The 13,511-nt window shown below is 60.2% G+C and carries 11 protein-coding genes and 1 pseudogene; 8 read left to right on the forward strand and 4 right to left on the reverse strand.

The genetic code is table 11. The features are described 5' to 3' along the window. Positions 1-56 precede the first annotated feature (56 nt). A complete protein-coding gene (locus tag M0746_RS25105; protein ID WP_258451003.1) occupies positions 57-1,148 on the forward strand; it encodes an aminopeptidase in 1,092 nt (363 codons plus the stop codon). 100 nt (positions 1,149-1,248) lie between these two features. On the opposite strand, the gene M0746_RS25110 is transcribed toward M0746_RS25105, so the two are convergent. Further along, positions 1,249-1,899 carry an HAD family hydrolase gene (locus M0746_RS25110; protein ID WP_258451004.1) on the reverse strand — a complete coding sequence of 217 codons (651 nt, stop codon included), beginning with the start codon at positions 1,897-1,899 and terminating at the stop codon, positions 1,249-1,251. Positions 1,900-1,928: 29 nt separating this feature from the next. Further along, complete coding sequence (locus M0746_RS25115) at positions 1,929-2,474, reverse strand: gamma carbonic anhydrase family protein (RefSeq protein ID WP_258451005.1); 546 nt, start codon at positions 2,472-2,474, stop codon at positions 1,929-1,931. 62 nt (positions 2,475-2,536) lie between these two features. Here M0746_RS25115 and prlC point away from each other — a divergent pair, with 62 nt between their 5' ends. From prlC to M0746_RS25130, 3 genes are all read left to right on the forward strand, one after another. Beyond that, positions 2,537-4,615, forward strand: coding sequence for an oligopeptidase A (gene prlC, locus M0746_RS25120; RefSeq protein ID WP_258451006.1), 2,079 nt, complete (start codon positions 2,537-2,539; stop codon positions 4,613-4,615). After that, entirely contained in the window at positions 4,612-4,896 is a 285-nt protein-coding gene (locus M0746_RS25125; RefSeq protein WP_258451007.1) for a YheV family putative zinc ribbon protein, read from the forward strand. The genes prlC and M0746_RS25125 overlap by 4 nt, the downstream gene beginning before the upstream one ends. A 92-nt stretch (positions 4,897-4,988) precedes the next feature. Then, positions 4,989-7,016, forward strand: coding sequence for a M3 family metallopeptidase (locus M0746_RS25130; protein ID WP_258451008.1), 2,028 nt, complete (start codon positions 4,989-4,991; stop codon positions 7,014-7,016). Between the two features lie 8 nt (positions 7,017-7,024). Here the strand turns inward: M0746_RS25130 and M0746_RS25135 are convergent. Then, a pseudogene (locus M0746_RS25135) lies at positions 7,025-7,664 on the reverse strand (phosphatase domain-containing protein). Between the two features lie 300 nt (positions 7,665-7,964). Between M0746_RS25135 and M0746_RS25140 the strand changes: the two are divergent. Genes M0746_RS25140 through M0746_RS25150 form a run of 3 tightly spaced genes read left to right on the forward strand, consistent with a single transcriptional unit; the run spans position 7,965 to position 11,812 of the window. Beyond that, positions 7,965-8,711 carry a gluconate 2-dehydrogenase subunit 3 family protein gene (locus tag M0746_RS25140; protein WP_258451009.1) on the forward strand — a complete coding sequence of 249 codons (747 nt, stop codon included), beginning with the start codon at positions 7,965-7,967 and terminating at the stop codon, positions 8,709-8,711. Positions 8,712-8,713: 2 nt separating this feature from the next. Beyond that, the gene (locus M0746_RS25145; RefSeq protein ID WP_258451010.1) at positions 8,714-10,498 is read left to right on the forward strand and encodes a GMC family oxidoreductase; all 1,785 of its coding nucleotides are present in this window, start codon (positions 8,714-8,716) and stop codon (positions 10,496-10,498) included. 12 nt (positions 10,499-10,510) lie between these two features. Beyond that, positions 10,511-11,812, forward strand: a complete 1,302-nt coding sequence (locus tag M0746_RS25150) for a c-type cytochrome (RefSeq protein ID WP_258451011.1) — start codon at positions 10,511-10,513, stop codon at positions 11,810-11,812. 64 nt (positions 11,813-11,876) lie between these two features. On the opposite strand, the gene M0746_RS25155 is transcribed toward M0746_RS25150, so the two are convergent. Beyond that, complete coding sequence (locus M0746_RS25155; protein WP_258451012.1) at positions 11,877-12,179, reverse strand: hypothetical protein; 303 nt, start codon at positions 12,177-12,179, stop codon at positions 11,877-11,879. A 214-nt stretch (positions 12,180-12,393) separates the two neighbouring features. Here M0746_RS25155 and M0746_RS25160 point away from each other — a divergent pair, with 214 nt between their 5' ends. Beyond that, complete coding sequence (locus tag M0746_RS25160) at positions 12,394-13,449, forward strand: PA0069 family radical SAM protein (protein ID WP_258451013.1); 1,056 nt, start codon at positions 12,394-12,396, stop codon at positions 13,447-13,449. The last annotated feature ends 62 nt before the right edge of the window (positions 13,450-13,511 follow it).

Below are 13,511 nucleotides of genomic sequence, written 5' to 3' on the forward strand. Positions count from 1 at the left end.
GGTGCTCCTGAAGGCGGGATAGTCTTGCGGGCAGACTCTCCGAGGGATTTCTTATTTTGATCAGGCCGTTTCCAAGCCTTGGGTTACTTGATCGCGTTTTTCCGATTTTGTTTCCGGGTGTGTTGCTTTTGTTGCTCAACGGTTGTGCCAGCGTCAGTTATTACGGCCAGTTGGCCAGTGGGCAGTTGCAACTGCTGCACGCGCGCGAACCGATACAAAAAGTAATCAACGATCCAAGCCGCGACGCGACCTTGCGCGCGCACTTGGCGCAATCGCAAAAGGCTCGCGCTTTTGCCAGCGAGTATCTGCACCTGCCTGACAACCAGAGCTACCGGCTATACGCCGACATTGGCCGGCCGTTCGTCGTGTGGAACGTCTTCGCCACCGAAGAGTTTTCCCTCAAGCCGCAAAATCATTGCTTCCCGATTGCCGGGTGCGTGGCTTACCGCGGCTATTACAGCCAGAGCGCAGCGCGAGGCGAGGCGGCGATTCAGCGTTTGAACGGTATGGACGTTTCGATTGGCGGCGTCGAGGCCTATTCGACACTCGGCTGGTTCAACGATCCGATTATCAACACGATGATGGGCTGGGGCGACGAGCGTCTGGCAACGCTGATCTTCCATGAGCTGGCGCATCAGCGCTTTTATGTAAAAGACGACACCGAGTTCAACGAGTCCTTCGCCACCTTCGTCGAGCAGGAAGGCACCCGGCAGTGGCGCGCGTTTCGCGGGCTACCGGCGGATGACGCTTCGCGGCTCAAACAGCGCGACCAGTTCATCGAACTGATACTCGACACGCGTTCACGACTGGAAAAGCTCTATGCGCAGCCGCTGTCCGCGGAGCAGATGCGAGAGCGCAAAGCGGCAGAATTCGAGCGCTTGCGCCGGGAATATCGGGTTATGCGCGACGGTCAGTGGGCCGGGGACAAGCGCTATGACGCTTGGGTCAATGCGCCGCTGAACAACGCGCGACTGTTGCCGTTCGGGCTGTATGACCAGTGGGTGCCGGCGTTCGCGGCGGTGTTCAGGCAGGTGGGTGGAGATTGGCCGAGGTTTTATGCCGAGGTTGAGCGGTTGGGACGATTGCCGGTTGATGAGCGCAAGGCGGCTTTGAGGGCCTTGGCAGTTCCTGAGTGCTCCAGCGCCTGAACGGGCCTCATCGCTGGCAAGCCAGCTCCCACAGGGACAGCGGTGAGCCTGAAGATATCGCTAGCCTGTGGGAGCTGGCTTGCCAGCGATAGCAATCTGATCAGCGCAGCAGAAATGCCTGATGCAGTTCATCCAGCGTTGCAAAGTGATAAGCCGGTGCCTCGGCATTCAACTCCTCGAAACTGCCAAACCCATAGCCCACCGCCGCCGCATCCAGACCATTGCTGCGCGCGCCGATCAGGTCGTGCTTGCGGTCACCAATCATCAATGTCTGCGCCGGATCCAGCCCTTCCTCCTGCAGTAGATGCGCGATCAACTCAATCTTGTTGGTCCGCGTACCGTCCAGTTCGCTGCCGTAAATCACTTTGAAGTGCCGGGCAAAATCAAAATGCCGGGCGATTTCGCGGGCAAATACCCACGGCTTTGACGTCGCGATATACAACTGCCGCCCCTGCGCGCTCAGGGTCTCCAGCAACGGCGTCACGCCGTCAAACACCCGGTTCTCATACAGACCGGTGACCTTGAAACGCTCACGGTAGAAATTCACCGCCTCCCAGGCCTTGGCCTCGTCGAACGCATAGAACTGCATGAACGCCTGCAACAGCGGCGGGCCGATGAAGTGCTCCAGTTTGCTCAGATCCGGCTCGTCGATGCCGAGTTTGCCGAGGGCGAACTGGATGGAACGGGTGATGCCCTCACGCGGGTCGGTCAGGGTGCCGTCGAGGTCGAACAGTACGGTCTGGTAATGCATGAATAATCCTGGGCAGTCGCGATTTCGCTTCAGAGTGTGTCGTAGCCTTCGGCCAGATGCAGATCCTTGAGCTTCACATAATTGGCAGCGCTGTAGGTGAAGAAGGCGTTTTCCTTCTCAGTGAGCGGGCGCACCTGTTTCACCGGGCTGCCTACGTACAGAAAGCCGCTGTGCAGACGCTTGCCCGGCGGCACCAGGCTGCCGGCGCCAATGATCACGTCGTCCTCGACCACAGCGCCGTCCATGACAATGCTGCCCATGCCGATCAACACGCGACTGCCGACGGTGCAGCCGTGCAGCATGACTTTGTGGGCGATGGTCACGTCGTCGCCGATCAGCAACGGAAAGCCATCCGGGTTGAACGGGCCGGCGTGGGTGATGTGCAGCACACAGCCGTCCTGCACGCTGGTGCGCGCGCCGATGCGGATGCGGTGCATGTCGCCGCGGATCACGGTCAATGGCCAGACAGAGCTGTCTTCGCCGATTTCGACGTCGCCAATCACCACCGCCGAGCCGTCGACAAACGCGCCTTTGCTCAACTGCGGGGTGTGTTGCTGGTACTTGCGAAGGGCCACGATTAGTTCTCTCTCTGTCGCCGATAGCTGCGGTGAGTGTCGATTGTAATTAAGATGGGCGCATGTTTCTTCCAGCCAAGGTGCCAACCGTGAGCGTGAACAACCCTCTGCTGCAGTCCTACGACCTGCCACCGTTCTCCACGATCCGTGCCGAACACGTCCTGCCGGCCATCGAAAGCATTCTGGCCGATAACCGCGCGGCCATCGCCGAAATCCTCAAGACCCAAGTCCAGAACCCGACCTGGGCCGGCCTGGTGTTGGCGATGGACGAACTCAATGACCGTCTCGGCGCTGCCTGGAGCCCGGTCAGCCACCTCAACGCCGTGTGCAACAGCGCCGAACTGCGCGAAGCCTACGAGTCGTGCCTGCCAGCCTTGAGCGCCTACTCGACCGAAATGGGCCAGAACCGCGAACTGTTCCAGGCCTATGAAGCACTGGCCAACAGCCCGGAAGCCGCCGGTTTCGACGTTGCGCAAAAGACTATTCTCGAACAGGCGTTGCGTGACTTCCGTCTGTCGGGTATCGACCTGCCGGAAGCCGAGCAGAAGCGTTACGCCGAAGTGCAGAGCAAGCTGTCCGAGCTGGGCAGCCGTTTCTCCAATCAACTGCTCGACGCCACTCAGGCCTGGACCAAGCACGTCACCGACGAAGCCGCCCTCGCCGGCCTGACCGATTCGGCCAAGGCGCAAATGGCCGCCGCCGCGCAAGCCAAAGGTCTCGACGGCTGGCTGATCACCCTCGAATTCCCGAGCTATTACGCGGTGATGACCTACGCGCAGGATCGTGCGTTGCGTGAAGAAGTTTACGCGGCCTACTGCACCCGCGCCTCGGATCAAGGCCCGAACGCCGGCCAGAACGACAACGGCCCGGTAATGGAACAGATCCTCGACCTGCGTCAGGAACTGGCAAAACTGTTGGGCTTCGCCAGCTTCTCCGAGCTGAGCCTGGCCACCAAAATGGCCGAGTCCAGCGATCAAGTGCTGAGCTTCCTGCGTGATCTGGCCAAGCGCAGCAAACCGTTCGCCGAGCAGGATCTGCAACAGTTGCGCGCCTACGCGGCCGAGCAGGGCTGTGCCGATCTGCAAAGCTGGGACAGCGGTTTCTACGGCGAAAAGCTACGCGAGCAGCGTTACAGCGTCGCCCAGGAAACCCTGCGGGCGTACTTCCCGATCGACAAAGTGCTGAGCGGCCTGTTCACCATTGTTCAGCGTCTGTACGGCATCGAAATCGCCGAGCTGAAAGGCTTCGACACCTGGCACCCGGACGTGCGCCTGTTCGAAATCAAGGAAAACGGCGAGCACGTCGGGCGCTTCTTCTTCGATCTCTATGCCCGCGCCAACAAGCGTGGCGGTGCTTGGATGGACGGTGCCCGCGACCGCCGCCGCACTGTTGACGGCGTACTGCAAAGCCCGGTGGCCAACCTGGTGTGCAACTTCACCCCGGCCGACAGCGGCAAGCCGGCGCTGCTGACCCACGATGAAGTGACCACGCTGTTCCACGAGTTCGGCCATGGTCTGCACCACCTGCTGACCCGCATCGATCACGCTGGTGTGTCGGGCATCAACGGCGTGGCGTGGGATGCGGTCGAGCTGCCGAGTCAGTTCATGGAAAACTGGTGCTGGGAGCCGGAAGGCCTCGCGCTGATTTCCGGTCACTACGAAACCGGCGAGCCGCTGCCGCAGGATCTGCTGGAAAAAATGCTCGCGGCGAAAAACTTCCAGTCCGGCCTGATGATGGTCCGTCAGCTGGAGTTCTCGCTGTTCGACTTCGAACTGCACGCCACCCACGGTGACGGCCGCAGCGTAGCGCAAGTACTCGAAGGCGTACGCGACGAGGTGTCGGTGATGCGCCCACCGGCGTACAACCGCTTCCCCAACAGCTTCGCGCACATCTTCGCCGGCGGCTACGCGGCGGGTTACTACAGCTACAAGTGGGCTGAAGTGCTTTCGGCGGATGCGTTCTCCAAATTCGAAGAAGACGGCGTGCTCAATGCTGACACCGGTCGTGCGTTCCGCGAGGCGATTCTGGCCCGTGGCGGTTCGCAGGCACCGATGGTGCTGTTCGTCGACTTCCGTGGCCGTGAGCCGTCGATTGACGCACTGTTGCGCCACAGCGGCCTGAGTGAGGACGCGGCAGCATGAGTGACGGGCCCGTGATCACCAAAAAACGCTTTATCGCCGGGGCGGTCTGCCCGGCGTGCAGCGAGCCGGACAAACTGATGATGTGGAACGAGGACGGCGTGCCACATCGCGAGTGTGTGGCCTGCGGCTACTCGGATACGCTCAATGAACAAGGCCTGTCGGTGCCCAAGGAATTGGGCACGCGGGTCAACACCAGCGCGCTCAAGCCACCGGCGGACAAGAAGGTCCAGGCGGTGCAGTTCTTCCCCAATCCGAAACTGAAGAAAAAAACCGACGAGTAAAATCGCGGGTACGAGGTGGTATCCCGTTACCACCTGATCTTCGCGCCTTGACCGTAGGCTGAGTTTTTCAGCCTACGGTCAAGGAAGACGCGATGCCCCCTGCCAACCCCCTGCTGCGACGCTGGCAATTGCCGGCCTGGTCCGAAATACAAGCCGAGCACCTGGCGCCCGCCTTCGATGCCATCGTCGCTGATAACCAGCGGATCATCGCCGAAGTGATTGCTACGCAGACCGTTCACCCGAACTGGGATGATCTGGTGATCGCCGTCGACGAAGCCGACGCACGGATCGCCGAAGCCATCGCCATCGTCGAAGTGCTCGACACAGTCAAAGGCAATGATGCCGACTGGCTGGCGCCAAGCGCGCAATGCAGTCTGACCGCGAAGCGCTATCGCTCGCAGAAATTTGCCAACCTGGCGCTTTACCGCACCTATCAAGGTCTGGAGCGGAGCCCGATTGCCGCCAGCTTCGATGCGTTCCGCAAGGCATCGTTGGCCAAGACCCTGCTCGGCTTCCGCCTGACAGGCATCGAATTGCCCGCCGAACAACGACAGCGACTGGCTGCACTAAGCGGCGACATCGACCTTCAGCAGCAGATATTCCTGATCAATCTGCAGCGCAGCAACGCGGCCTGGACCCGACAGATCGACGACATTGCTACGCTGGATGGCTTGTCTGCCGACTTCAAGGATCGCTTGGCGCTCAACGCGCGTCAGGCGGGGAAAACCGGCTGGTTGCTGACGCTCGATCGCAACACCTACGAATACCTGATGAAAAACGCCAGCGACCGCCGTTTGCGTGAAGCGTACTTTGTCGCGTTCAACACCCGGGCTTCGGATCAGGGGCCGCATTCCGAGCGGTTCGACAACGGCCCGGTCTTGCAGAAATTGCTCGCGTTGCGCCATGAAGAAGCTCGATTGCTCGGCTTTGAAAGCTTCGCCCATCTGCGCCTCTCGCAGCAGATGGCGACCTCGCCGGCCCAGGTCGAAGCGTTTCTAAAGCAGCAGATCGCGCACAATCGCGCGGCGCTGGAACGGGACACGCAGGACTTGCAGGTGTTTGCCGCAACCCAGGGAATCGAAGAACTCCAGGCCTGGGATTTCGACTACTTCGCTGAACAGTGGCGCCAGCAACATTCAGCCAGCGCACTCAAAGGCCTTCGCCAGTACTTTGAGCTGGACGAAACGCTGCGCCGTTTCTGCCAGTTCATCGAACATCAGTTCGGCGTCAAACTGACCGAGCGCAAGGACCTCAGCCATTGGCACGAGGCGGTGCGGCTGTTGGAGGTCAGCGAATACGATCAAGTCATCGGCTTTATCTACTTCGATCCATTTCATCGCCCGGACGCACCCGACTATGCCTTGACCCACACCGTGCGCGACCACCGTATCAATGCCGAAGGTCGGCCGGCCCTGCCGATTACGATCCTTCACTGCAACTTCCCGCCGATCGGCGGCGACCATCCCGGCTTGCTGTCGCACAAGGATTTGCGCGTGCTGTTTCACGAGTTCGGGCATTGTCTGCAGCAAGTGCTGACCCGCTCGCCTCACCATAACCTTTCGGGAATCTCGCAAATGAGCCGTGACTCGGGTGAATTCGCCGGGCAGCTGTTCGAGCAGTTGAGCCTGTCGGAGGAACTGCTTCAGTGGCTGTCCGCGCATTACCGCAACCGTGTACCGTTGAGCAGTGCGCGGGTCACTTCGGCGTTGACCGCCATCGCTGCGCACACCAGCCGTGACACCGCGACGCTGTTGCTTGAGTCATTGCTCGATCTCGAATTGCACCGCAGCGAGGCCAATGGCCGCAACGTGCAACAGTGCTTCGACGCGGTACAGCAGCAGATACCGCAACTGAACCTGCCGGCCTATTGCCGGTTTGCCAACAGTTTCGATTACGTGGTGACCGGTTACGAAGCCTCGGTGTACGCCTACAAATGGTCAGGTGTGCTGGCCTCCGAAGCGTTCAAGCGCGTCGAACGCGAAGGCGTGTTCAACACACAGACCGGTCGGGCTCTGCGCGAGGCATTCTTCTCTGGTGATTCGGTTTCGCTGCCGAACGCAATGGAGAAGTTCCTCGGCCATCCAATACCTGCCGAACTTTTTCCAGCACCGCGGGATTAAACCGCGGGCTACTCGACGTGGGCAGACTTGAACCAGCTCTTCATCGAACAGGTGGCAAAGGCACTGGTGCTGCAATCGCCGTTGGCCAGAGCCGTGCGCAACTTGTCGACATCTGCCTGCATCATGTAGCGAATGCCGTCCCTTGAAGTGGGTGCTGTCGCCGAAACCGCCCTGGGTCATTTCGCTCAGGGCGTCCTCTTTGCTCCAGCCCTGCACGACCACCCGATACATCGCCGCCATCAGGCCGGTGCGGTCGGAACCGTGTTTGCAATGCATCAGCACCGGGCCATTGGCTTCAGCTGCCTCGATCGCACGCAAAGACTTGAGTACGTCGCTGTCGTCGACGTGATTGGTGCGATAAGGCAGTTGCACCTGCGCGATGCCTGGATCCGCTAGCCAGCTGCGGTCATCGTCGGGGAGAAAATTGATCACCGTGACGATCTTGAGATTTTTCAGAAGCGGCAGCGCACCACCGTCGGGCAAGGCGCTGCGATACAAGGTCGGCGACATCTGGAACAAGTTGTACTGCACCTCCACCGGCTGCGCCCACTCAGCGGGGCGAGGCATCGACTCCGCCTGCGCGAACGTCAGATGCAACAGGGCGACAAGCACCGAGCAAAGAACAGGAAAAACACGTACTCGAGACATGCTGGACTTGACCGTTTCGGAGGTTTCAGAGAGAGACGGCGCAGCTTCGCGGTTGACCGGTCAAAGCCCTGTGAGTCGCTTGTTAAAGAATTGTGAACAGCGCTTGATGACAAAAAATTCACCGAAGGCGCGGCTTTTTTCCATCGAGCCAGTTCATGCTGATGCTTAGCCTGCTACCATTTGTCACACGATGTTGCAGGCACCCCTGCCTTTTTCAGGCCAGAGCGCTGTCGTTGCGACGCATAATCCCAAGCCTTTCGCAGAATCGGCTCAATGCTAATGCCTGATGAGGTGCACCCCATGTCTGATGAAGATCGAGACAACCCGCGGCGTGAGTTTTTGCGCAAATCCCTGACCCTGATTCCAGTGGTCACCCTGGCCGGCACTGGTCTGGGCAGCAGCGTGCTGCACGCCGCGCCTGAAACCGCCCCCGCCAAACCTGCCCCCCAGCCAGTTCGTGCCGAGGCTGGCGAATACCAGCCCAGCTATTTCACCGCTGAGGAATGGGCGTTCATCAATGCCGCCGTCGCGCAATTGATCCCCAACGATGCCCAAGGTCCGGGTGCGCTCGAAGCCGGCGTGCCGGAATACATCGACCGTCAGATGAACACGCCGTACGCCGCCGGTGCCCTGTGGTACATGCAAGGCCCGTTCAATGCCGACGCCGCGCCGGAGATGGGCTGGCAGAGCAAACTGGTGCCCAAGGACATCTATCGTCTGGGCATCGCCGCCACGGATCAGTGGGCAAAATCGCTCAACGGCAAAACATTTGCCGAGCAAGACAGCGCTACCCGAGACGATTTGCTCAAGCAACTTGAAGCCGGCAAACCGCAATTCGACGCGGTGCCGGCGAAGATTTTCTTCAATCTGCTGCTGCAAAACACCAAGGAAGGCTTCTTCTGCGACCCGATCCACGGCGGCAATAAAGGCATGGTCGGCTGGACTATGATCGGTTTCCCCGGCGCCCGCGCCGATTTCATGGATTGGGTGGAGCGCAACGAGCAGTACCCCTTCCCGGCAGTGTCGATCCGCGGCGAGAGGGCATAAGCATGGCAACGGTAATGAAAAAGGTCGACGCCGTGATCGTCGGTTTCGGCTGGACCGGCGCGATCATGGCCAAGGAACTGACCGAAGCGGGTCTCAACGTGCTGGCGCTGGAGCGCGGGCCGATGCAGGACACTTACCCCGACGGCAGCTATCCACAGGTGATCGACGAACTCACCTACAGCGTGCGCAAAAAACTCTTTCAGGACATCTCCAAAGAGACCGTGACCATTCGGCATAGCGTCAACGACATCGCCCTGCCGAACCGCCAGTTGGGCGCGTTCCTGCCGGGCAACGGCGTCGGCGGCGCCGGCCTGCACTGGTCGGGCGTGCACTTTCGCGTCGACCCGATCGAGCTGCGCATGCGCAGCCACTACGAAGAGCGCTACGGCAAAAGCTTCATTCCCAAGGACATGACCATCCAGGACTTTGGCGTCAGCTATGAAGAGCTGGAGCCGTTCTTCGACTTCGCCGAAAAAGTCTTCGGCACTTCCGGGCAAGCCTGGACCGTGAAGGGCCAACTGGTCGGTCAAGGCAAGGGCGGCAACCCCTACGCACCGGACCGCTCAAACCCGTTCCCGCTCGAAGCGCAAAAGAACACCGTGTCTGCGCAGTTGTTTGGCAAAGCGGCTACAGAGGTCGGTTATAAACCCTACAACCTGCCGTCGGCCAATACCTCGGGGCCGTACACCAATCCCTACGGCGCACAGATGGGCCCGTGCAACTTCTGCGGTTTCTGCAGCGGTTATGTCTGCTACATGTATTCCAAGGCATCGCCGAACGTGAACATTCTGCCGGCGCTCAAGCCGCTGGCGAATTTCGAACTGCGGCCGAACTCGCATGTGCTGCGGGTCAACCTCGACAGCAGCAAGAGCAAAGCCACCGGCGTGACTTATATCGATGGCCAGGGCCGCGAGATCGAACAGCCGGCTGATCTGGTGATTCTCGGCGCGTTCCAGTTACATAACGTGCGTCTGATGCTGCTCTCAGGCATTGGCAAACCGTACGATCCAATCAGTGGTGAAGGCGTGGTCGGGCGTAACTTCGCCTACCAGAACATGGCCACCATCAAAGCGTTCTTCGACAAGGACACCCACACCAACAACTTCATCGGCGCCGGCGGCAACGGCGTGGCGCTGGATGACTTCAACGCCGACAACTTCGACCACGGCCCGCACGGCTTCGTCGGCGGCTCGCCAATGTGGGTCAACCAGGCCGGCAGCCGCCCGATTGCCGGCACCTCGAACCCGCCCGGCACACCGGCGTGGGGCAGCGCGTGGAAACGCGCGACCGCCGATTACTACACCCATCAGGTGTCGATGGACGCCCACGGTGCGCATCAGTCCTACCGCGGCAACTACCTTGATCTCGACCCGGTGTATCGCGATGCCTACGGCCTGCCGCTGCTGCGGATGACCTTCGACTGGCAGGAAAACGACATCAAGATGAACCGCTTCATGGTCGAAAAAATGGGCAAGGTCGCGCAAGCCATGGGGCCCAAGGCGATTGCAGTGATCGGCAAACAGGTCGGCGACCACTTCAACACGGCGTCCTATCAGACCACCCACCTCAACGGTGGCGCGATCATGGGCACCGATCCGAAGACCAGTGCGTTGAATCGCTACCTGCAGAGCTGGGACGTGCACAACGTCTTCGTCCCCGGCGCCTCGGCGTTCCCGCAAGGCCTGGGCTACAACCCGACCGGGCTGGTCGCAGCACTGACCTACTGGTCGGCAAAAGCGATCCGCGAGCAGTACCTGAAAAACCCCGGCCCGCTGGTTCAGGCATAAGGAGCGATGACCATGAAAAATCTCGTTATCGCCACCCTGGCGCTGCTCGGCAGTGCCTCCCTGCAGGCAGCGGAAGTTGATCAGAATCTGATCAAACAAGGCGAATACCTTGCCCGCGCCGGTGACTGTGTGGCTTGCCACACCGCGAAAAACGGCAAGCCGTTCGCCGGCGGCCTGCCGATGGAAACCCCGATCGGCACGATCTACTCGACCAACATCACTCCGGACAAATCCGGTATCGGTAATTACAGTTTCGAGGACTTTGACCAGGCCGTGCGTCACGGCGTGGCCAAAAACGGCAGCACGTTGTACCCGGCAATGCCGTATCCCTCCTACGCCCGGGTCAACCAGGCCGACATGCAAGCGCTGTACGCGTATTTCATGCACGGCGTGGCACCGGTCGCGCAGGACAACCAGGCCAGCGACATCCCGTGGCCGCTGAGCATGCGCTGGCCGTTGATGGGCTGGCGCTGGCTGTTTGCGCCGAAGGTCGAGGATTACAAGGCCACGTCGGACGATCCGGTGATTGATCGCGGTGCGTATCTGGTCGAAGGCCTCGGGCATTGCGGCGCCTGCCACACGCCGCGCGCCCTGACCATGCAGGAAAAATCCCTCAGCGCATCGGATGGCAAAACCTTCCTCGCCGGCAGTGCGCCGCTGGAAGGCTGGATCGCCAAGAGCCTGCGCGGCGACCACAAGGACGGCCTCGGCAGCTGGAGCGAGGAACAACTGGTGCAATTCCTCAAAACCGGGCGCAGTGATCGCAGCGCGGTGTTCGGCGGCATGAGTGATGTGGTCACGCACAGCATGCAATACATGACTGATACCGACCTGACGGCCATCGCCCGCTATCTGAAGTCGCTGCCGGCCAGCGATCCTGCGGATCAGCCGCATCAGTACGATGAGAAAGCCGCCAAAGCGCTGTGGAACGGTGACGACAGTCAGCGTGGCGCTTCGGTGTACATCGACAACTGCGCGGCATGCCACCGCACCGACGGGCACGGCTACACCCGCGTGTTCCCGGCGCTGGCGGGTAATCCGGTGTTGCAAACCGACGATCCGACCTCGCTGATTCATATCGTGCTAAAGGGCGGAACCTTGCCGGCGACGCACACCGCGCCATCGACCTTCACCATGCCCGGTTTCGCCTGGCGCCTGTCGGATCAGGAAGTCGCGGATGTAGTGAGCTTCATACGTGGCAGCTGGGGCAACAAGGGTGCGCCGGTGAGCGCCAAAGACGTCGCCGACCTGCGCAGCAATGACATGGAAACCATGTCGCCGAATGACCTTGGTCAAGTGACCGAGCATCAATAAAAACAAAACCCTGCATGAGCCGTTCATGCAGGGTTTTTTATTTAAAGCGTGCCAGTAATCCAACTTACGGATTGACGATACTCACATACGCCTTGGCCAGCGCGATCAGTTTTTCCTTGTCATCGCTATCGATATCACCGTCGCCATCTACATCATTCTTGTTGCTGCGAATCGTGAAGGTCTTGCCACGATCAGCGGACACTGCTACCACGTAACTTGAGTCGACCAGGGCCTCGGTGGGCTGTTCCTGTTCGGCGTTCCAGCCCAGTTCCTTGCGTGCCAGTTGCAGCGAGACAATGGTGTTGGGCTCGGAGGCATTGGGCAACATCATTTGCATGAAGACGCCACGTTGATTAAGAAACGACATGAACTAAATCCTTTTGTTTTTGTAACCCATCCTGGGTCCACCTGAGTGCTGAAGATTATCTGCGGCAACTTTGCACAACAACCCGGTATATGTATCGCCAGTTGTCTCTTGTTTGCGGATTAATACAGGGCAATGGCCTCATCGCTGAACGGTACTGGATCAGACACGCCTCACTCGGATACTGTATGTTCATACAGACCCTGAGCAGGCACCGATGATCACTCCACCGCCTCGCGGTCGCGGCACCGCCACCAACCCGCACAACCGCTTCGCGCCGAGCCGTTCGGTGGCCGAGGACGATGGCTGGTATCAGGAAGTACCGCCGACGCAAAACACCGAAGTGATCATCGAGAAGGCCAAATCGATCATCAGCCGCAACACCTCGCCGGATCTGCCCTTCGATCGTTCGCTCAATCCCTATCGCGGCTGCGAACACGGCTGCATCTATTGCTATGCTCGGCCCAGCCACGCCTACTGGGACATGTCGCCGGGTCTTGACTTCGAAACCCGGCTTATCGCCAAGACCAATGCCGCCCAGGTCTTGGAAGAACAGCTGAGCAAACCCGGCTATCAATGCGCGCCGATCAATCTGGGCTCCAACACCGACCCGTATCAGCCGATCGAGCGCGAATACACAATCACCCGACAGACGCTGGAAGTGCTGCTGCGCTATCGCCACCCGGTGACCATCGTCACCAAAGGCTCGCTGATTCTGCGCGATCTCGATTTGCTCACCGAACTGGCGCAGCAACGGCTGGTGTCGGTGATGATCAGCCTGACCACCCTGGACGACGAACTCAAACGCATTCTCGAACCGCGCGCCGCTGCGCCCAAGGCACGCCTGCGCGCGATCCGGGTGATGCGCGAAGCCGGGATTCCCGTCGGGGTGCTGTGTTCGCCGATGATTCCGATGATCAATGACAGCGAAATCGAAAGCCTGCTCACCGAGGCCCACGCCGCCGGTGCGCAAAGCGCTGCCTACATGATGCTGCGCCTGCCGCTGGAAGTCGCGCCGCTGTTCGAGGAGTGGTTGCAGGCGCACTATCCTCAGCGTGCCGCCCATGTGCTGAGCCTGGTCCGCCAGAGTCGCGGCGGCGAACTCTACGACAGCCGATTCGGCGCGCGGATGCGTGGTGAAGGGCCGTTTGCCGACCTGCTCGCACAAAGATTTGCCAAGGCCATCAAAAAGCTTGGTCTGAACAAACGCGAGGGCTATAACCTCGACTGCACAGCCTTCTGTCCGCCGGGTCGCCAGATGTCGTTGATTTAGCGACAATTGGCTTTGGGTTGACGGGTTGGAATCCTTCCGCCGAAACACGCCAGTCACGTTTT

Origin of the sequence: Pseudomonas sp. S11P7 (assembly GCF_023195435.1) — a bacterium.
Lineage (GTDB): Bacteria > Pseudomonadota > Gammaproteobacteria > Pseudomonadales > Pseudomonadaceae > Aquipseudomonas > Aquipseudomonas fluorescens_G.